Source organism: Pectobacterium actinidiae, from assembly GCF_000803315.1.
Classification (GTDB): domain Bacteria; phylum Pseudomonadota; class Gammaproteobacteria; order Enterobacterales; family Enterobacteriaceae; genus Pectobacterium; species Pectobacterium actinidiae.
Genome location: NZ_JRMH01000002.1, coordinates 113,378 through 133,020, shown reverse-complemented (window position 1 = coordinate 133,020; position 19,643 = coordinate 113,378). Strand labels below are relative to the sequence as shown.

Annotated in this window: 13 protein-coding genes; 6 read left to right on the top strand and 7 right to left on the bottom strand. The window is 52.9% G+C overall.

From position 1 onward, the window contains the following. Positions 1-164: 164 nt before the first annotated feature. The 4 genes from kduI to KKH3_RS18150 form a co-directional block, all read right to left on the bottom strand. On the bottom strand, positions 165-1,001 hold the full coding sequence (gene kduI / locus KKH3_RS18165) for a 5-dehydro-4-deoxy-D-glucuronate isomerase (protein ID WP_039362919.1): 837 nt from the start codon (positions 999-1,001) through the stop codon (positions 165-167). A gap of 12 nt (positions 1,002-1,013) precedes the next feature. Continuing rightward, entirely contained in the window at positions 1,014-1,970 is a 957-nt protein-coding gene (kdgT, locus tag KKH3_RS18160; protein WP_039362916.1) for a 2-keto-3-deoxygluconate transporter, read from the bottom strand. Between the two features lie 340 nt (positions 1,971-2,310). Continuing rightward, positions 2,311-3,099: an IclR family transcriptional regulator gene (locus tag KKH3_RS18155; protein WP_039362914.1), complete on the bottom strand. Its 789-nt coding sequence runs from the start codon at positions 3,097-3,099 to the stop codon at positions 2,311-2,313. Positions 3,100-3,449: 350 nt separating this feature from the next. Beyond that, the gene (locus KKH3_RS18150) at positions 3,450-5,780 is read right to left on the bottom strand and encodes a Tex family protein (RefSeq protein ID WP_039362911.1); all 2,331 of its coding nucleotides are present in this window, start codon (positions 5,778-5,780) and stop codon (positions 3,450-3,452) included. 315 nt (positions 5,781-6,095) lie between these two features. Between KKH3_RS18150 and KKH3_RS18145 the strand changes: the two genes are divergently transcribed. After that, a complete protein-coding gene (locus KKH3_RS18145; RefSeq protein WP_039362908.1) occupies positions 6,096-7,382 on the top strand; it encodes a citrate synthase in 1,287 nt (428 codons plus the stop codon). A gap of 60 nt (positions 7,383-7,442) precedes the next feature. Here KKH3_RS18145 and KKH3_RS18140 read toward each other — a convergent pair whose 3' ends face one another. Both KKH3_RS18140 and olsF read right to left on the bottom strand, forming a co-directional pair. Next, positions 7,443-9,110, bottom strand: coding sequence for a methyl-accepting chemotaxis protein (locus KKH3_RS18140; RefSeq protein ID WP_039362905.1), 1,668 nt, complete (start codon positions 9,108-9,110; stop codon positions 7,443-7,445). Positions 9,111-9,424: 314 nt separating this feature from the next. Further along, positions 9,425-11,140, bottom strand: coding sequence for a bifunctional ornithine lipid synthase OlsF (gene olsF, locus KKH3_RS18135; RefSeq protein ID WP_039362903.1), 1,716 nt, complete (start codon positions 11,138-11,140; stop codon positions 9,425-9,427). A gap of 174 nt (positions 11,141-11,314) precedes the next feature. Here olsF and greB point away from each other — a divergent pair, with 174 nt between their 5' ends. Next, positions 11,315-11,791: a transcription elongation factor GreB gene (gene greB / locus KKH3_RS18130; RefSeq protein WP_039364319.1), complete on the top strand. Its 477-nt coding sequence runs from the start codon at positions 11,315-11,317 to the stop codon at positions 11,789-11,791. A 69-nt stretch (positions 11,792-11,860) separates the two neighbouring features. On the opposite strand, the gene KKH3_RS18125 is transcribed toward greB, so the two are convergent. Next, positions 11,861-12,742: an HpcH/HpaI aldolase/citrate lyase family protein gene (locus tag KKH3_RS18125; protein ID WP_039362902.1), complete on the bottom strand. Its 882-nt coding sequence runs from the start codon at positions 12,740-12,742 to the stop codon at positions 11,861-11,863. Positions 12,743-12,993: 251 nt separating this feature from the next. Between KKH3_RS18125 and KKH3_RS18120 the strand changes: the two genes are divergently transcribed. The 4 genes from KKH3_RS18120 (at position 12,994) to KKH3_RS18105 (ending at position 19,639) form a co-directional block, all read left to right on the top strand. Next, positions 12,994-14,895 (top strand): IucA/IucC family protein, encoded by a 1,902-nt coding sequence (locus KKH3_RS18120; protein ID WP_052201389.1) that lies wholly within the window; start codon positions 12,994-12,996, stop codon positions 14,893-14,895. 82 nt (positions 14,896-14,977) lie between these two features. Continuing rightward, entirely contained in the window at positions 14,978-17,164 is a 2,187-nt protein-coding gene (locus KKH3_RS18115) for a TonB-dependent receptor (protein WP_039362899.1), read from the top strand. Positions 17,165-17,205: 41 nt separating this feature from the next. After that, positions 17,206-18,609: a Y4yA family PLP-dependent enzyme gene (locus tag KKH3_RS18110; RefSeq protein WP_039362896.1), complete on the top strand. Its 1,404-nt coding sequence runs from the start codon at positions 17,206-17,208 to the stop codon at positions 18,607-18,609. 13 nt (positions 18,610-18,622) lie between these two features. Further along, positions 18,623-19,639, top strand: a complete 1,017-nt coding sequence (locus tag KKH3_RS18105) for a PLP-dependent cysteine synthase family protein (protein ID WP_039362893.1) — start codon at positions 18,623-18,625, stop codon at positions 19,637-19,639. Positions 19,640-19,643 lie beyond the last annotated feature (4 nt).

The window sequence follows — 19,643 nt, the reverse complement described above, 5'->3', positions numbered from 1 at the left end:
GCCTGTGATGTGGTGCACGGTGTGGGGGCGTTGGCGGCTAAATTGCACCATGATAGTGAGCGCGTTGGCAGCAAAAGTGTGTGACTGGCACGACATAAAGAAACAGGGTGAACGTGGTTCACCCTGTTGCATCTAACGCTATCGGCGTAACGTCAGAGAGGGGATTAGCGTAAGTCCAACATCGCGATATGATCCATATCGTCAAACGTCAGATTTTCGCCGATCATGCCCCAGATAAAGGCATAGTTTTTGGTGCCGACGCCAGTGTGAATCGACCAGCTAGGGGAGATCACCGCCTGCTCGTTATGCATCACCAGATGACGCGTTTCATGCGGTTCGCCCATCATGTGGAAAATAATGGTGTCTTCCGCCATGTCAAAATAGAAGTACACTTCCATTCTGCGTTCATGGGTATGTGTCGGCATGGAATTCCAGTTACTGCCTTCCGCCAGACGCGTTAATCCCATACTCAACTGGCAGGTTTCCACCACTTCCGGTACCAGATATTTGCAAATTGTCCGTTTGTTGCAGGTTTTGACATCGCCCAACGGGGCTTTGATCGCGTCATCCTGCGTTATGATGCGTGTCGGGAAAACGGCATGTGCTGGTGCGCTGTTATAATACAGTTTCGCTGGCTTGGCGCTGTCCAGGCTACTGAACGCTAAGGCTTTGGCTCCCTTTCCGACGTAGAGCGCTTCCTCATTGCCAACCTCGTAGCTTGTACCGTCGATGACAATTTTTGCCGGGCCGCCGATATTGATAAGTCCCAGCTCGCGACGCTCAAGAAAATAGTTCACGCCAAATTGCTTGCCGATACCATCATCAAACGTTATCTCGCCATCCACTGGCATGATTCCACCCACCACAATACGGTCGATGTGGCTGTAAGTCATGGTGTAGTGGTTTGGCGTAAAGATCTGCTCAATGAGAAATTTCTTTCTCAGCTCGGTGGTATCAAGCGTTTTCGCATGTTCACTGTGTACACTCTGTCGTACGTCCATTTCGTTACCTTCTTATGCGTGTTTAGGTGAAAAGCGTTTTGCCCATAATGCCGTAATGATGGGCACCAATACTGATGTCACGATCACGCTGGTGGCGACGAGCGCCGTGGCCTGTTGAGCGACCGGCGCGAATTCTGGAGCCATATTTGCGATGAGTAGGGGAGTGGCAACGGCGGCACCTGCGCTGCTGGATGCGGCCACGCCTGCGGTTCCATTGCCACCACCGATAAATTTATCAGCCAGAATCAATGGGATACCAGTAACAACAATCACCAGCAGGCCGAGGAAGATACCCGCAAAGCCGGTTTGGAGGATTACTGCCAGATTAATGGTGTTGCCCAATGCAAAGGCGAAGAAAGGAATCAGCGTTTGTACGGAATTACCGAACAGTTTTCTCAGATCCGGGTCGAGATTACCCAGTATAAAACCAATCAGGAAAGGCAGGACGGCACCGACAAAGAGCTGAGGTTCAAAGGTGGCGATACCGCTGGCACCCAGAATCACCATGGTCATCAACGGGCCGGATTCCAGCGACATCAAGACGAAGGCGCCCGCTTCTTCTTTCGAACCGTATTGGTTCATCAATGCAGCGTATAAACCACCGTTAGTCATGTCCATTGCTGCGACCAGCGCCAGCACGGAGATCCCAGCCAGCATACCGTTTTGGATGCCGTCTCCCGGCAAGAATGTGCCCGCGATCAGCGCCACAACCCAGGCGGTGGCGATTTTGGTGACCACCAGAACGCCTGATTTTCTCAGCATCGTTCCCGTTGCTTTAAATTCAATGGAGGCACCCATGCAGAAAAACCATACCGCCAGAATCGGGATTGTGCCGGTAATCAGGCCATTACTGAAAGAGCCTAGATATTTTCCGGCCCCTGGCGTAAAGGTATTACATAACGCGCCCAAAAAGAGCGGTACCAGCATTAATCCCCCTGGGATTTTATCAATAGCTTGTTTGATTTTCATAACAGACCTCATTTAAAAATAAAAAGATATTCAGCCCGCTTTCAGTGAAAGCAGATGGGTTATTTGTATAAAGTAATAAATAGGGGGAATAAAACACCGAAGTGTTGTTATTCGATTTCATTAACGAGTGAAGATGGTTGTCCCCATTATAAAATTGATAATAAATAGTATTCTTTTTTTGATATTTATGGCCATTCCCCTATTTTTGGTTATAGGTGGCCTTCCCGTCATGCTGGATTAGCATTTACAGGTCATTATGCCGTGATATATCCGTCACGCTGATTTGCCCATGACTTTATTCACAAGTTAACATTTACTCTGGTTATTTTCGTGGAATATATTATCGAATATCAGTATTCCTACTGTTAATATGCGCGGTAATCGCTTTGCTGGTTTTAATCAGGCTTGCCAGATGCTTTTCTTTTTTTCCATTAGCATATTGCGACTGCATACCGTTAACGCCGATAGCGGCGATGACTTCACCGTTTTGATTAAAGATCGGCGCGGCCATGCAGCAGATTTCTTCTATATCTTCGCCATCGTCTATGGCCCAGCCCTGTTCCTTGACGATTTTCAGGTGTTGTAGAAAATCGTCTTTGTTGGTAATCGTCCGGGGTGTCAAATATTCGAAGGTGCAATCGGCAATGAGTGAGTCAATTCTTTCCTGTGGTAGCCAGGCCAATAGCACTTTTCCCAGAGACATACGGTTAAATACAATTTTCTTACCTTCCCAGGATGTTTTTACGATGGCCTTGGGTGATTCCACTTTACTCAGGAAGAAACCATTGTCGCCGTCCATAATACCCAGATGGCAGGTCAACTCCGTCTCTTTGACCAATTCATGCATAAAGTTAATTGTGTCTTTACGCAGATCAATATTCTTTATTACCAAGCCGCCAAGCTCAAACAGTCTTAACCCCAAAACATAACGGCCGTCAGCACGCTGACGTAATAATTGCGTAACCACCAGTACTTCCAGTAGATGATGTACGCTGCTTTTAGGGATAGATAAATCAGTACAAATCTCAGTGAAGCTGGCTTCGTCATGTTTGGCGATGTAGTCAATAATCATCACTAAACGGACGGCTGCTGGCGCTTTACTGTGTTCGAGCTGTTGGAATATATTCATTTTTGTTCTATATATAAAACTATGGTTTCCTATATAGAACAATAATAACGCAACGGTAATTTATTTACCTAGATACAGATCACAAAACGATCTCGAAAGGGTTGAATATTTCAATATAAATGAAACGTAGTTTTATTAGGGAAACAGAATGGCGATATTTTGGCAGGAAAGATGCCTGATCTTATTTTCACAAGGTCAGGCATCTTTTAAATAATAATAGAATGGTGATGAGCTAATACTGGTCACTGAAGCCTGTTATTAGGGAAACACAAGGGTAGGTTCCCACAGGGATGCCTCACCCCTGTGGTCGCCCCGTGTATCTCGATGCTTAAACGATCGGCATTAGATGATTAACGCTTTTTAAAGGCGGCAGCCAGCGCATCGCCCATCGCGCTATTGCCTGCGACAGGCGCGCTAGCGGGACGAGGACGTGATTTACCGGCTGGCTGACGTGATGAATTGCTATCGCCACGTGCATTGCCACCGCCACGACGTGATGCCGTGTCGCCCGGCTGTTCATCAAGGCGCATGGTCAGGGCGATACGCTTACGTTGCAGATCCACTTCCATCACTTTCACTTTGACGATATCGCCCGCTTTCACGACCTTGTGCGGATCGTCGACGAAATGATCGGCCAGTGACGAAATGTGTACCAAACCGTCCTGATGGACGCCGATATCCACAAATGCGCCAAAGTTGGTGACGTTAGTGACTGCGCCTTCCAGAATCATGCCCGGCAGCAGATCGTTTAAGGTTTCCACGCCGTCGGCGAAGCTGGCGGTTTTGAACTCAGGGCGTGGATCGCGACCCGGTTTTTCCAGCTCTTTGATGATGTCGGTCACCGTCGGTACGCCGAAACGCTCGTCGGTGAAATCTGCCGGTTTCAGGTTACGCAGCGCGTTGGGATTCCCCATCAATTCCTGCAACGCCTGTTCAGTCGCGGCCAGAATACGCTCCACAATCGGATACGCTTCCGGGTGAACGGTGGAGGCATCCAGCGGGTTATCACCGTGGTTGATGCGCAGGAAGCCCGCACACTGTTCAAAGGCTTTTGGCCCCAGACGGCTGACTTTCAGCAACTGTTCGCGGTTATGGAAACGGCCATTCTCATCACGCCAGGCCACAATATTTTGCGCCATCATGCGCGTTAGCCCGGCGACACGTGTTAACAGCGCCACGGACGCGGTGTTCAGGTCAACGCCGACGGCGTTTACACAGTCTTCAACCACCGCATCCAGCTTCTTCGCCAGCAGGCTTTGGCTTACGTCATGCTGATACTGACCCACGCCGATGGATTTCGGATCGATCTTCACCAGTTCCGCCAGCGGATCCTGCAAACGACGGGCGATAGACACCGCCCCGCGCAGCGAGACATCCAGATCGGGGAATTCCAGCGCGGCCAGCTCGGACGCGGAGTACACCGATGCGCCCGCTTCGCTGACGATCACTTTCTGTGCTTTGATATCCGGGAACTGCTTCTGCGTGTCGAGGAAGAAGCGCTCGGTTTCACGGGAGGCGGTGCCGTTGCCAATCGCCACCAGTTCCACCTGATGCTTGAGGCACAGCGCGGCGATGATTGGTGCTGATTTGGCCGCCTGACCGGTATGCGGATAAATCGTGTCGGTCGCGACCAGCTTGCCGGTGGCATCCACTACCGCAACTTTTACGCCAGTACGCAGGCCAGGATCGAGACCCATCGTGGCGCGCATGCCGGCTGGAGCGGCCATCAGCAGGTCGTGCATGTTGCGGGCGAAGACGTTGATTGCTTCGTCTTCGGCCTTTTCACGCACGCTGCCCATCAGTTCAGTTTCAAGGTGCAGCAGCACTTTAATGCGCCACGTCCAGTTAATCACGGCGCGTCGCCAACTGTCTGCTGCGGCATTCCCTAAACGCAGATTCAGGTGGTCGATAATAATCTGCTCGCAGTAGCTCTCACGCGGCGCTTCTTCATGCTGCGGATCGGCGTTCAACGCCAGTTGCAGCACGCCTTCGTTACGGCCACGGAACATCGCCAGCGCACGGTGTGACGGCACCTGAGCAATCGGCTCGTGGTGATCAAAATAGTCACGGAACTTCGCGCCTTCTTCCTCTTTCCCTTCTACGACGCGGGAAACCAGATGGGCATTTTTCCACAGATAGTGACGCACTTTTGCCAGCAGCGTGGCGTCTTCGGCAAAACGCTCCATCAGGATGTAACGTGCGCCGTCCAGTGCGGCTTTCACGTCCGCTACGCCTTTCTCGGCATCGACATAAGCCTGTGCCGTCAGCTCCGGCTCCTGGCTCGGGTCTTGCCACAGGCTGTCGGCCAGCGGTTCCAGACCGGCTTCGATCGCGATTTGCCCGCGCGTGCGGCGTTTAGGTTTGTACGGCAGGTAGAGGTCTTCCAGCTCGGTTTTGCTCAGCGTGCCTTTTATGGCGGTAGCGAGCTGTGCGGTTAATTTTCCCTGATCGTCGATGGATTTCAGAATAGTCTGGCGTCGGTCTTCGAGTTCACGCAGGTAACCGAGTCGCGTTTCGAGCTGGCGTAGTTGGGTGTCATCCAGCCCGCCGGTCACTTCTTTACGGTAACGGGCGATAAAAGGGACGGTGTTTCCTTCGTCCAGCAGGCGGACTGCCGCGTCTACCTGCTCCGTACGCGCCTGCAATTCGCTGGCGATGATGTGGCTTAATGAATCATTCATGGGTCTGATATCAATCGTCATCAAGTGAATTAAATAAGTGGGGACAGTTATACGGATTGAGCGTGCAAAATGCCAGCCGCTGCCGTCTGGAAAACGCGGATGATCTCGCGTTGTTCAGTGCAACAAAATTTACCTACATCAATATTCCGTCAGATTCTTGCAACCCACTCACGATTTTAGCGTATGACATAGGTTGGCTTTATGTCGTTGTAAATTGAGTCGTGCTTTACATTGAGTGCCGCATGGGGTGACCTATCCAGAAAGCCCGTGAAAGCGGACGGGAACAATATCATTATTTGGGCAGGAGAACGGTTCATGACAGTCAGAACGTCCACGTTGACGGCAGAAGGGCAGGCGGATATCACGCTGGATATGCGCTCCGGCGTACTGGGGAAAACGGCGGTGGATATTCGCCCGCTTGGTGAAAATGGGCTGTGTAGCTATGACCCCGGTTTTGCCAATACGGCAGGGTGCGAGTCGGCGATTACCTATATTGATGCGGTAAATAGCGTGCTGCTGCATCGTGGCTTCCCCGTCGAGCAACTTGCCGAGCAGTGTGACTTTACTGAAGTCTGTTACATCCTGCTGCATGGCGAAGCGCCTTCGGCGCAAGCGTATGCGAAATTTGCCGACAACATCACTCGCCATACGTTGGTTCATGAGCAAATTACTCGTATGTTCAGCGGCTTTCGTCGCGATTCCCATCCGATGGCGCTGATGTGCGCGGTGGTGGGGGCGCTGGCCGCGTTCTATCACGATGTCCTGGATATCCATAACGCGGAACACCGCGAGCTGGCGGCGGTGCGGCTGCTGTCGAAAATGCCGACGCTGGCGGCGATGTGCTACAAATACTCCATCGAACAGCCGTCCGTGTATCCCCGTAATTCACTTTCCTATACCGGCAACTTCCTGCACATGCTGTTTTCGATTCCGGCGGAGAAATATGAAGTGAATCCGGTGCTGGAACGGGCGATGAACCGCATCCTGATTTTGCATGCCGACCATGGTCAGTGTCCGTCTACGATGGCGGTCAGAGCATCGGGTTCTTCCGGTGCGAACCCGTTTGCCTGCATTGCGGCTGGGCTGGCATCGATGTGGGGGCCGCTGCACGGTGGCGCGAATGAAGCCTGTATGCGCATGCTGGAAGAGATTAAAACGGTTGATCGCGTTCCTGAATTTGTACGACGTGCGAAAGACCGCTGTGATTCATTCCGCCTGATGGGGTTCGGTAATTCGGTCTACCAGCATTTCGATCCACGCGCGGCGATTCTGCGCAAAACCTGTTATGAAGTGCTCAATGAGCTTGGCACGGAAGACAGCCTGTTGCAGGTGGCGATGGAGCTGGAACATATCGCCATGACCGATGCCTATTTCCTGGAGAATAAACTCTACCCGAGCGTCGATTTCTATACTTCGGTCATTCTTAAAGCGATGGGGCTGCCGCCGTCGATGTTTACGGTTATCTCCACCGTTGGCAGGACGATCGGCTGGATTGCGCATTGGGATGAGATGCATAAGCAGGAAGAGATCAGCATCTACCGTCCACGCCAGATTTATACCGGGCAGCCGCGTCGGGATTATGTTTCCTCGTTGAAAGACTGATGTGGTTGTCACCATGATGCCTCTGCCGTGGCATCATGGCGATCGCGCACAGGATAAGCGCTAGAATTTTTCCCAGTTATCCTGTGCGTTGCTGACTGGCGCGAGCGCTAAGCGAGTCGGCTGGGTTTTTTTCGCCATCGGCGCTGGATGGGCTGCTGGCGTGCCGCGCAGGTGGAAATGGTTCATGAGCGTAACCAGATGAGAGGACTGTTCGCGCAGGCTGGTTGCCGCATTGGCGGACTCTTCCACTAGCGTTGCGTTCTGATGGGTGACCTGATCAAGCTGATTCACGGCATCATGAATTTGCGAAATACCGGATTCCTGCTCCTGCGTGGTCGTCCCGATCTCGCTGATTAACTCTGCCACGCTGCGCGCCTGACGCACCAACTCATCAATGGTGCTGCCGGTGTCTTCAACCAGACGATTCCCCGCCTCGACTTTTTCGACGCTGGTGTTGATCAGTACCGCGATTTCTTTAGCGGCGGAGGCGGAACGCTGCGCCAGCGAACGTACCTCTCCAGCCACCACGGCGAAGCCGCGGCCTTGCTCACCTGCGCGTGCGGCTTCGACCGCTGCATTCAGCGCCAGAATATTAGTCTGGAAAGCAATGCCGTCAATGACGCTGATGATGTCGCGGATTTTGTGTGAGCTGGCGGAGATCTCTTTCATCGTAATGACCATGTTGCTGATGGCATCACCGCCCTTCGTCGCCGTCTCGCTGGCCTGACTGGCAAGCTGAGTGACGCTACGCACGGTATGCGCATTCTGACGAATCGCCTGGCTCATCTGCTCCATTGAGGCGGCGGTTTGTTGCAAGCTGGCGGCTTGCTCTTCCGTACGCTGGCTCAGGTTTTCACTGCCAGCGGCGATTTGGCTAGAGCCGGAAGCGATGGCTTCGCTACTCTGTCGCACCTGCTCGACGATATCACCCAGGTTATTACTCATGTGACGCATCGTGGCTAACAGGCTGTTGTGATCATTCGGCTTTAGGACAATATCGACGGCCAGATCGCCATCGGCCACCTGCCGGGCAACGTGTGTGGCGTAGAGCGGTTCACCACCCAGTTGGTTTTTCAACGTGCGGGTAATCAGCCAGGCCACGACAGCGGCCATGACGGCGGCGGCAAGCGCGAGAATCAGCATGATGACGCTGCCGGACTGCGCACTCCGCTGTGCGTGGCTGACAATCTCGTTGGTATCCTGCTGCTGTGAGGCCATCATCGCGTCCAGTACTTTGAATAACGCGTTTTGCGCGGGCTGCATCTCATTGAGAATAATGGCGTTACCTTGCAGGCGCTGCTCTGGATCGGTGGATTGCACCAGCGCTATGGCCTTTAGAAAGGCGGCAAGGTAGGGCGGACGAGTATCCTGAAACTGTTTCAGCAGCGCGCTGGTGCCTTCGGTATCCAACTGTTGCCCCAGCTTTTTCAGGTTGGCGGTATTGCGGGCGATTTGCTCATCGACAAACTGCTTTTCCTGCCTGATTTGCTCAGGGTCGGTGCTGATGGCAATATTGCGAATCAGACGGGCATTGGCGTCGAAACCGGCTTTAACTTCCTGAATCAATAACATGTTCGCTAACGTGGTGCCGGAGAGTCGGTTGATATCGTTACCCAGCCCAACCAGTTGAAGTCGTCCGAAGAATGCCACCATCAGGCTGATGATGATAACCAGAGAAAATCCCATACCCAGCATCTTGCCGAGTTTGATTCTGTTCAGCATATTCATAAACATCCTTAATTTTTTGACATGCTATGAAGGCATAACGGAGGGGGCTTGCTATCGTAATCGATGCAAGTAATGACAAGGTATTATAGCGATGTTTTACATTTTCGGGACACATCGATAACTCCCGCATTAAAAAACATATCGATAAGGATATCTGTAATATCGGCAGGAAAAGCGTTCAGTTGATCACGTAAATTACGGCAAGTGGGATTTCGTATGAAATGTGTGATCTGAGAGACAAAATACGTGGGGCTATGGTGTTGATGAATAGAAGCGTGGCGCGTTAGCCCCTTTAGAGGCTAATGCGCCGTCAATCAAGAAACGCGGTCGCTGGTAAAAGGGGCGATGTAGCGCTGATAGCGTGATGCTTTCAGCTGTTGCAGGTCGACAAGCACCAGACCGTCGATGCAGTTGTTGAAATCGGGATCGATGCCAAAGTCGATAAACCGCACGCCTCCCGGCTCACACAGCTCCGAATACTGCTTGTAGAGCGTGGGGATCGCGCAACCCATGTTACTGAGCATACTTTTCAACCGCGTGAGATCCTGCTGGTAGTCTGTTCCCTCAAACTGTTTCAGCACGTCAGGCAGCGAGGCCGGATAAGGACGGCGCGATGTTGCCAGCGGCTGATCGGGCGTGAAGTGCAGGCGATAAAACGCAACCAGTAAATCGCGCGCATGTGGCGGTAACGTGCCAGAAAGCGACACCGGACCGAACAGATAGCGGTGTTCCGGGTAACGCGCCAGATAGGCACCAATGCCCAACCAGAGATAATCCAATCCGCGTTTACCCCAGTATTTGGGCTGAATAAAACTGCGCCCCAGCTCAATACCTGACGCCAGTATCGGATCCATTTCATCGCCGTACTGGAACAGACTGTGGCTGTAGAGGCCACTTTTCCCTTTCTCTGCGATCAGGCTTGCCGTTGAGACAAAGCGATAAGCACCGACAATCTCCAGTTCACGGTCATCCCACAGGATCAGGTGCAGATAGTCATCGTCATAGCTGTCCAGATCGCGGCGTTGACCGGATCCTTCGCCCACCGCGCGGAAAGCGATTTCGCGCAGGCGTCCGAGTTCGCGCAACAGCGGCACGTAATCTTCTTCACCGCGTCGGTACAGATAGACGACTTTGCCATCCGGCGTGGTGCCCAGCGTTTCGCACTCTGACAGCGCACGCTTTAGCAGCACGCGGTCTTCGGCCAGCGCAATGGGCTTTTCACCGGTAAAACAGCCCGGCTTTCCTTGTCCCAATCGATAAACGTGACGGCGGAAACGGGCTGCCAGATCGTTAGCGTTCCATTCGCCCTGACTCCAGGACGCATAGGGAATTCTGGCACCAATGCGTAGTTTGAGGGTTTGGTCGCGCTGACCAAACATTTCTCTCATCAGCAAGAGGGTGGACAGCGGTCGATAAATCATGGAGGAGAGATAGAACAGCGTGCTGTTGCGTCCGCCGATATGAATCGGAACCACGGGCGCGCGGGCTTTGCTCGCCATGCGGATAAATCCGTTGTGCCAGTGACCGTCGCGAATACCTTGCAGGCTGGCGCGTGAAACCTCGCCCGCAGGGAAGACGATGATTGCGCCATCGCCTTCCAAATGCTGTTGGATGGCGTTGACCTGCTGGCGTTTAGTGCGGTTATTGAAGTTATCGACGGAAAAAAACAGATTTTTGAGCGGGGCGACATAAGAGAGTAGCTGGCTGGCGACGATACGGACATCGGGCCGGACGCTGGCGACGGTGCGGAGTAGCGCCAGGCCGTCCAGTGAGCCAATGGGGTGGTTGGCAACCAACACCACCGGCCCTTGACTGGGGATATTTTCTAAATCCCCTTCGACCATTTCACAATTGAAGTTGAAGTAGTCAAGAATCTGTTCGACCAGATCCAATCCTTTCAAATGTGGGTAACGCCGTGCAAATTGCTGCATTTCATTTTCAAAGAGCAGAGAACGCAAAACCGTTTTCTGCCAGGGGGGCGTATGGCGATGCGGGGCAAGATCTTGCAAAATGGCGTCTAAGCTAAACATAAATCGTTCTCCGTAGCTCTCCGTGGCTAAAAGTACGGGATAGAAATGACATATTTATGTCTGTCGATAGATTATTAGCCAAAACTGTAAGTCTGTGTAATGAACGCGCGATTTTTTGCGTGTGGGAATAGCGAAGAACGTGGTGCGCACTCAGCGCCTAACGGGGTTACTGACTTGAAAACCAATCTGATTACCCGCGAGGGGTATGACAAACTGCGGGCAGAGCATGACCATCTCTGGAATGTAAAACGCCCGGAAATTACCAAAATTGTCTCCTGGGCAGCCAGCCTGGGAGATCGCTCAGAAAATGCGGACTACACCTACAACAAGCGTTTATTACGCCAGATCGACAGGCGTGTGCGCTACCTTAGAAAATGCCTGACGGAATTGAAAATCGTTGATTATTCGCCACAGCAGGATGGCAGCGTATTTTTTGGTGCCTGGGTAGAGATCGAAAATGAGCAGGGTGAGGTGAAGCGTTTTCGGATTGTCGGCCCGGACGAGATCTACGGCGACAATAAAGACTATATTTCGATTGATTCCCCTATGGCACGCGCCATGCTGAAAAAAGCGGTTGATGAGGAGTTCATCGTGAACACACCTGACGGCCCGCGTGAGTGGTTCGTTAATTCGATTGATTACGTTAAGTGAGCATCGCCCGGCTCATGCCGGGCGGGCTTGTTGCTGACATAAAAAGCGCGACTTCGCCTGAAAACAGGTTTAGCCATCTGAGTTTTGCGCCCGCAGCAGTTGTCTGGCCTGCTCAATGACCGGTAAGTCCACCATCTCGCCGTTTATCTGGAAGGCGTAGCTGTGCTCGGCGGCTTTCAGAACCTGTTTTGCCCAGTCTATTTTGCTGCGATCGGTCGCGAATGCCTGCTGAATCGCATCGATCTGCGAAGGGTGGATACAGAGCTTGGCAGAGAAACCGAGCGAGCGCGCATGTAATGCGTCAGCGAGCACTCGGTCATGATGCGTGAAATCTGGGTTGACGCAATCTATTGGCGGCGGCAAGCCGGCCAGTCTGGACGCTAATACAATGCGGCTTCTGGCATACAGCAAGGCATGCAGGGATTGATCGCAATGCATATCGAGCGAGAAATCTAATGAGCCAAATGCCACCCTTTCTACCCCTGCTGCACAAATCTCTTCCGCATTATGTAACCCCCGCGCGGTTTCAATAATCGCAATAATATTAACCTCTTTCAATCTATTACGATTTATCATTTTTCGCGCTTCGTGCAGCATGTCTGCGGATTCTATTTTAGGTAAAACAATTTCCCATGTCGTTGCTGTATGTTTGGATGGCGAGTTATTTCTTAATTTATCCTTATTATTGAGTTTATTTAGAAACTCAATATCTTCACTAAATTCCCTCGATCCAAATTTATTTAAACGTATATATTTTTTACAATTTATTTCAGAGACGGGAGTATCGTTTTTATCCCACTGGATAATATTCTCTCTGGCTTGGTTTTTTTCATCAGGATGAACAGCATCTTCTAAATCAAATATCACGGCATCGGCACCGCAGCGGACGGCTTGTTGAAAGCGATAAGGCGCATTACCAGGCACGAAGAGATAGGTTTTAGCGTGTTCCATTGCTGCTCTCCTTCTGTTAATTCATTGATTAAATGAAACTTTATTAAAATGCAATTGATTGATTGCGAGTAAGAATGATACCTATTTACATTGGCGTGGTTAGTATGCTAGCTTTCCGTTCATTATTTTTCAATCTATCTATCACGACATTTTTATTAAATCTCGGGACGTGTTAACCCGAGACTTAATGACATTCTTTTATACGTTACTGCAATTGGTTTTTACTTGTTTTATCGGTATGAGGAGTGGTTATGAATATCAAGGCTGACGATGTTAAACACAGGGATATACATCAGGATGTAGATGATTTTCTTTCTGATTATTCAAATAAAAATGCGTTAAGGCGATTGATTCGCTGTTTTTTTGCAGAGGGAATTTTGAATAGGGATGACCTGACATTTATTGCGGGTAATTCCAAAGGAGCAACACTAAATTTGCAAGGTGGCAAAGGTATATTGAAATTTGATGATATTTCCCCATCACCGGCAAACACTTATATTAATAATGGAAATATTTATCACATTAATTCAGATGGCACGTCTTTTCCCGTCACCAACCACGATCGATTAATTGATTTACTTCGGGATAATTTTGATTTTCGCCCTGAAGAGAGCGGTATCAGCGGCCTGAAAAAAGATGTTGGTAACAGTATTCGTAATGATACCAATGCCCGGCGCTATCGGTGCCAATGGCGTGCTGAGGTGGCTGATGCCATGCAGCGGGACGGGCAGGAATATTTCACGCAATGGTTGCGCCGGCAGTTAAGTACTCGCGATGCCGCCATGTTCCTCGATCAGTGGGGATCGCTGGAAGGCCACCCCTACTACCCAACCTGGAAATCCCGCCCTGGCCTGAGTGATGAGGATGTCCAGCAACTGTCACCCGAATTCAATGCCCGCGTGCCGTTGCGTATTACCGCACTGCGCCGCGATATGGCGTATGTGGAATGCATGCCGCACGTCGATGATTTTCATTCGTGGTTTGCTCAGGCATTTCCTGCACTCTGGCAGGATTGGAAGCAGCGCCTGAATCAGCAAGGGCTGGATGAAACGCAGTGGCTCCCGCTGCCCATCCATAGCTGGCATCTGGAAAACTGGGTGAAATCCCACTACGCGGATGAGATCGCCGAAGGGATTTTACTCACCGACGGCCCGGATCTCATTACGCTGCCGGGGATGTCATTCCGTACCGTCTTACCTGTTGAACCGCCCGCTTCTCCCTTCATCAAACTGCCTGTCGCTATCTGGATGACCAGCGAAATGCGTAGCTTGCAGGCGAAATCCATCCAGATGGGGCCGCGTATCAGCACCATTATCGACGCGATTCTGGCACAGGAAGGCGGGTTTGAGCAGCGGCTGGAATTTTTCCGCGAAGAGGCCGCGTTCCACTACAAGCACGCGATTCATCAGGATGATGCACCGGGTAAGCATCTTTCTGTCGTCTTCCGCGATGCCCGCGTTTATGAACGAACCGACGGCGCGCTGCCCGTGACCGTCGCCACGCTGTTTACAGCGCTGCCTCACCGCGACCAGCCGCTGTTTACCGAGCTCGTGACGCTGTCTGGGCTTGGCGTTGAAGCGTGGTTCCGTCAATACGTTCGCGCGATTACCCGGCCAGTCATCGCTATCTATCTGCTGTACGGCATCGGGTTGGAAGCGCATCAGCAGAACAGCCAGATCCTCTTTTCTCCCGAAGGTGTCGCGCAGGGGCTGTTAATCCGCGATTTCGGCGACGGACGCACCTACGCGCCGCTGCTGCGCCAGCGTGGTCATCATCTGCAACCCTACGTCTGGCCCGGCATTCTGCCAACGGTATTTGAAGACGACATCGAACCGGTGCGGATGTTTGTCGTCGATGCCTGTTTTGTCAGTCACCTACACGAACTGGCGCTGGCGCTGAGTGCGGAATACGGCTTTGCCGATGCCCGGCTGTGGCAGGTGATGAAAGAAGAAACCGCCGCGGCGTTTGATGCGGTGAAGCCGCGCGTTGATGGCGAGCTGTGGCAGACCGAACGCGACATGTTTCTGACCCAGCCCTGGTATACGCGTTCGCTGCTGCGAATGCATATCCAGGAATATCGCGACTACCGAATTCAGCACGGCCTGAGCAATCCCTTCGTTACGGAAGGGGAGGAAACTCGCGTCGAGCCGTGATGTATGGCGATGCTCCTGCCTGACAGGCCGAAAAACGGGAGCATCTTTTTTACTCCTCATTTTGAGATGGATAACTTTGTTGATGAACGCCAGGAAGAACTTCACTCCACCTACTGGGAAGACCCGTTTTCCTATTCCCTCCGCGTTGGCCGTCGCTGTAACGGCTGTGCTAGGCGGCATCGCGATACCCGCGCAGGCTGCAACGGGCGAGCGCGATGATTCCACTATCGTGGTGGAAGCCAAAGATGCGGAAGCCGTGCAGGGGCTGGTCGCGGGCGGCATGTCGGCGCGGTCGTCCAATACCGGGCTGCTGGGCAAAAAGGACGTTATGGATACGCCGTTTAACGTCAGCAACATGACCTCATCGTTTATTGAAAATAAACAGGCTCAGACGCTGGGGCAGGTGGTTGCGCATGACGCCTCGGTGCGGGTCAGTAGTTCTCAGGGCGGTCTGCTGGATTCCTACTACATCCGAGGTTTTCCACTCAACGAAGGAAACCTGAGTGACATCGCCATGAACGGTGTCTATGGTGTCGCGCCTAACTATCAACTGATGACCGACTACATCGAGCGCGTGGAAGTGCTAAAAGGGCCATCGGCGCTGTTATATGGGCTGTCGCCTAACAGCAGCGTGGGTGGCGTGATTAATGCCGTCACCAAACGTCCGACTACCGCAGGCAATCTGACCCGTCTTACCACCAGTTGGCAGTCTGATTCCCAACTCACGCAGCATGCGGATATCTCTCGCGTCTATGCGCTGGACAATAATAATCTGCTCGGCGTGCGTTTTAACGGCAATTACGGCTACGGCGACACGGTATGGGATGGCAGCGACAAGCGTACCCAGGTCGGCGCACTCGGGCTGGATTTCTCTTCAGAACGCTTTCGCGCCACGCTGGATCTCATTACCCAGCACCTGAAAACCCGTGCGCCGTCTCGTCCCTATTTGTTTGCGGCGGGGGTGACCGTGCCCGATGCGCCGGATGGCAACACCAATATTTCCCAGCCGTGGGGATTCTGGCACTCCAAAGATCAGTCGGTGCTGCTGCATACCGAATACGATTTGGCGGATAACGTCACCTGGTTTACCGATTTGGGCGGTTCCAGCGCACACGTAAGCCGTTTGTCTGAGCAGGTGCCGCAGGTCACGAATAATAATGGCGATGTGAGTTCCGCTGTGGGCAATTATCGCTTTACTACCAGCCGCTACACGCTGGCGACCGGTGTTCGCGCGGATGTGGAAACGGGCTCGGTGACGCACAAGCTGTCTGCCCAGACCAGCTACTATCGCGATCGTCAGGCGACCGGTATCGGCAACGGAACAGCCATTAGCTCGAATATTTACAATCCGGTTTCTTCACCTGCGCAGAATGTCGATGCGCCACCAAGTGTGTATAAACGCTCTTCCACCGCGCTATCGGGTATCGCATTGGCGGATACGCTCGGCTTCTGGAACGATACGCTGCAAGTGACGGGCGGATTGCGTTATCAGCAGATCAAGTCGGATAACTTTGTTCCCGGCAGTAGTGCGCCATCATCGTCCTACGACAAAAATGCGATAACGCCGATGGTAGGTGTCGTGGTTAAACCCTGGCAGCACGTCTCACTCTACGCCAACTACATCGAGGGGCTGAGCAAAGGGGATATTGCACCTGCGAATGCGAGCAATGCAGGCCAGGTGCTGTCGCCGTATAAGAGCAAGCAGTACGAAGCCGGGGTGAAAGTGGACGCGCTGGGGACGATCTCCACGCTGAGCGTTTTCCAGATCACCAAGCCGAGCGGTGCACTGGTTGATGGTACGTTTGTTGAAGCCAACGAACAACGCAATCGGGGTATCGAGCTGGATGTGGTCGGTTCACCGCTGGAAGATCTGCGTCTGACCGGTGGCGTGATGCTGCTGGATGCCGAGCTGACCAAAAGCGTGACGCCGGGAGCACAGGGCAAACGCGCGCCGGGTACGTCGCGTTTTCAGGCTAACGCCGGGGTGGAATATGACCTGCCGTTCCTGCGCGATCTGACGCTCAACGCCAACGTCACCCATAACGGGAAGCAGAACGTCAATACCATCAATACCCAATCTATTCCTTCCTGGACCACCGTTGATTTTGGCGCACGTTACAAGACGAAAATCTCTAACACGCCTACCACGTTCCGTGCCGATGTGCTTAACGCCTTTGACCGCAACTACTGGTCTGGCGTGACGTCGTTCAGCACGGTATCGCAAGGAACGCCGCGGACGCTGATGCTGTCCGTCGCGGTTGATTTCTAAGGATAGGCGTTTTTCAGGAACCGAACGTTAAGGAAATAGCGATGAGCAACCTGTTTAGCTTTGCCGCAGTGTCTTCCCTCCCTGTTGCTCAGGCCCACTGGCCTGAGAGACTGACACCTTATTTGGATAGTGAGATTGAGCAGTTTCTTTTCAACTCGCCGCAAAGGCTGTCATGGTTGGTTGAGCAGTATGGGTCGCCGCTGAATATTGTTTGGCCGCACACCGTGGCCAACAATATTGCGGCATTGCGAACGGTGTTGCAGCGTTACGATGTGGACTGCCGCCTGTACTACGGCGCGAAGGTGAATAAATCACCGGGGCTGGTACAGGCGGCAGTTAACGCGGGCGTTGGGGTGGATGTTTCCAGTTTACAGGAACTGAAAGATGCGCTGCGCGCAGGCAGTGACGGCGCGCGGTTGTGCGCCACAGGACCGGCCAAAACGCGCGAGTTCCTGACGGAACTGGTTCATCACCGCGCGCTTATCGTGCTGGATTCGCCGGAAGAGTTCGATGAGGTGCTCGCGCTGGCGGATTTACTGCGCGTGTCGGAGCCGGTGCGGGTTCTGCTGCGCTATCGTCCGTCGTTCGCACAAAACAGCCGGTTTGGCATGCTGGCCGATGAGGTCGCGCTCTGTCTGGAGGCGTTGAGTACCCGACAGGATGCGTTTCATCTGGAAGGTTTCCATTTCCATCTGGGCGGCTATGAGCCCGAGACTCGCGTAGCCGCACTGGCTGAGGTGTTGCCATTACTGGATCGTGCGCGGTCAAAGGGATTGCAGCCCGCTATTATTGATATCGGCGGTGGCTTGCCGATTCAATATCTTTCGGCTTCACGCTATCAGGATTATGTCGCGAAGCAGAATGGAGCGGACTATCGCCACGGTCAGGTGCCGACCTCGTTTTATCCGTACGGAGGTGAGCGCTCGGCTGCCGACTATCTTGACGTCTTCCTGTCTGCGTCAATCGGGCAGAACCGTGTCGCGGACGTACTAAAGCAATACGGCCTGATTCTGGCGATTGAGCCGGGACGCAGTCTGGCCGATCAAAGTGCGATTACCGTGTTTCGCGTTACGCGCACGCGCCGCCAGCCAGATGGCAACCACGTCGTGTTTGTCGAAGGCAGCAGCTTCAGCGCGTGTGAAACCTGGTTTAACTCTGAGTTTTTGATTGATCCTCTGCATGTTTTTTCCGTCAAAAAAGACACGCGTCCGACGCCGGGTAAAGCCTGGATCGCCGGACACAGCTGTCTGGACGACGATGTCATTACGAACCGATTGATTCATTTTCGAACCGTGCCGCAGCCTGGCGATTTACTGATTTACGCGAATACGGCGGGATACCAGATGGACCTGCTGGAAAACGCGTTTCATCGGCATCCGCTGCCTGCGCGCCTGTGTGCGTTCAAAGGTAAGAAAGGTGAGCTGATTTTTTCCAGTGATAACTGAATGGAGCAGAACCATGATCCTGAATAAAGTAACTGATTTGATTGGTAATACGCCCGTTATACAAATTCCTGTCCCTTACAGGGATGCGCGTTTGTTTTTAAAAGTGGAGAAGAACAATCCCGGCGGCAGCATGAAGGATCGCATGGCGCGAAACATGATTGTCGCTGGATTGAAGTCAGGCAAAATTCGTCCCGGCGGTACTATTGTCGAGTCGTCATCGGGGAATACCGGCATCGGGCTGGCGCTGGCGTCGATTGAATACGGTCTGCGCTTTATCGCCGTGGTCGATCATCATGCGGCACAGGACAAAATTGCCATCATGCGCGCGCTCGGGGCGGAAATTCGCTATGTTTCCGGTGACTACGGCGAAGATGAAGTGGCGGTGGTGGAACGCCAGCGCATGGCAGCACAGCTGGCGCAGGAAATACCCGGCGCAGTGTTTATGAACCAGTCAGATAACGCGGCGAATGCGGGCGGCTATGCCGATTTTGTCCGCGAGCTGTTCAGCCAGATTGGCAAGATCGACGCGTTTGTTGGCTGCGTGGGCACCGGCGGATCGATGACCGGCATTTCACACGGTCTGAAAGTCCATAACCCGGATATCACGACCATTGCGGTTGAACCGGTGGGCTCTATCGTCTTTGGGCACCCCGGCAAACCTTATTATCAGTCCGGCACCGGTACGCCTGCGGGGGATACCGTGGGGCTGGTGCTGGATTACAGCTGCATCGACTGTGGTGAGCAGGTGTCGGATACGCAGGCGTTTGAAACGGCACGCTATATCGCACGGCATTACGGCTTGCTGGTCGGCGGTTCGACGGGCGGGGTGATCTATAAAGCGCTGGAACTGATCTATCAGGATCGTATCGGCGGCAACGTGGTACTGGCGATTGCCGACGGCGGGGAAAAATACCTGCACACGGTGTTTAACGAAGAGTGGCTGGCGGCGCGTAATCTGATAGATAGCGGTGTGTGGCACGATCTGGATCGCTGGCTCGGCAACGCGATTTCTCTGGAGCAGGCAAGCTAAGGAG

Coding starts and splice junctions, on each gene's coding strand:
- kduI (WP_039362919.1), bottom strand. CDS start 1,001: ATGGACGTACGACAGAGTGTACACAGTGAACATGCGAAAACGCTTGAT.
- kdgT (WP_039362916.1), bottom strand. CDS start 1,970: ATGAAAATCAAACAAGCTATTGATAAAATCCCAGGGGGATTAATGCTG.
- KKH3_RS18155 (WP_039362914.1), bottom strand. CDS start 3,099: ATGAATATATTCCAACAGCTCGAACACAGTAAAGCGCCAGCAGCCGTC.
- KKH3_RS18150 (WP_039362911.1), bottom strand. CDS start 5,780: ATGAATGATTCATTAAGCCACATCATCGCCAGCGAATTGCAGGCGCGT.
- KKH3_RS18145 (WP_039362908.1), top strand. CDS start 6,096: ATGACAGTCAGAACGTCCACGTTGACGGCAGAAGGGCAGGCGGATATC.
- KKH3_RS18140 (WP_039362905.1), bottom strand. CDS start 9,110: ATGAATATGCTGAACAGAATCAAACTCGGCAAGATGCTGGGTATGGGA.
- olsF (WP_039362903.1), bottom strand. CDS start 11,140: ATGTTTAGCTTAGACGCCATTTTGCAAGATCTTGCCCCGCATCGCCAT.
- KKH3_RS18125 (WP_039362902.1), bottom strand. CDS start 12,742: ATGGAACACGCTAAAACCTATCTCTTCGTGCCTGGTAATGCGCCTTAT.
- KKH3_RS18120 (WP_052201389.1), top strand. CDS start 12,994: ATGAATATCAAGGCTGACGATGTTAAACACAGGGATATACATCAGGAT.
- KKH3_RS18115 (WP_039362899.1), top strand. CDS start 14,978: ATGAACGCCAGGAAGAACTTCACTCCACCTACTGGGAAGACCCGTTTT.
- KKH3_RS18110 (WP_039362896.1), top strand. CDS start 17,206: ATGAGCAACCTGTTTAGCTTTGCCGCAGTGTCTTCCCTCCCTGTTGCT.
- KKH3_RS18105 (WP_039362893.1), top strand. CDS start 18,623: ATGATCCTGAATAAAGTAACTGATTTGATTGGTAATACGCCCGTTATA.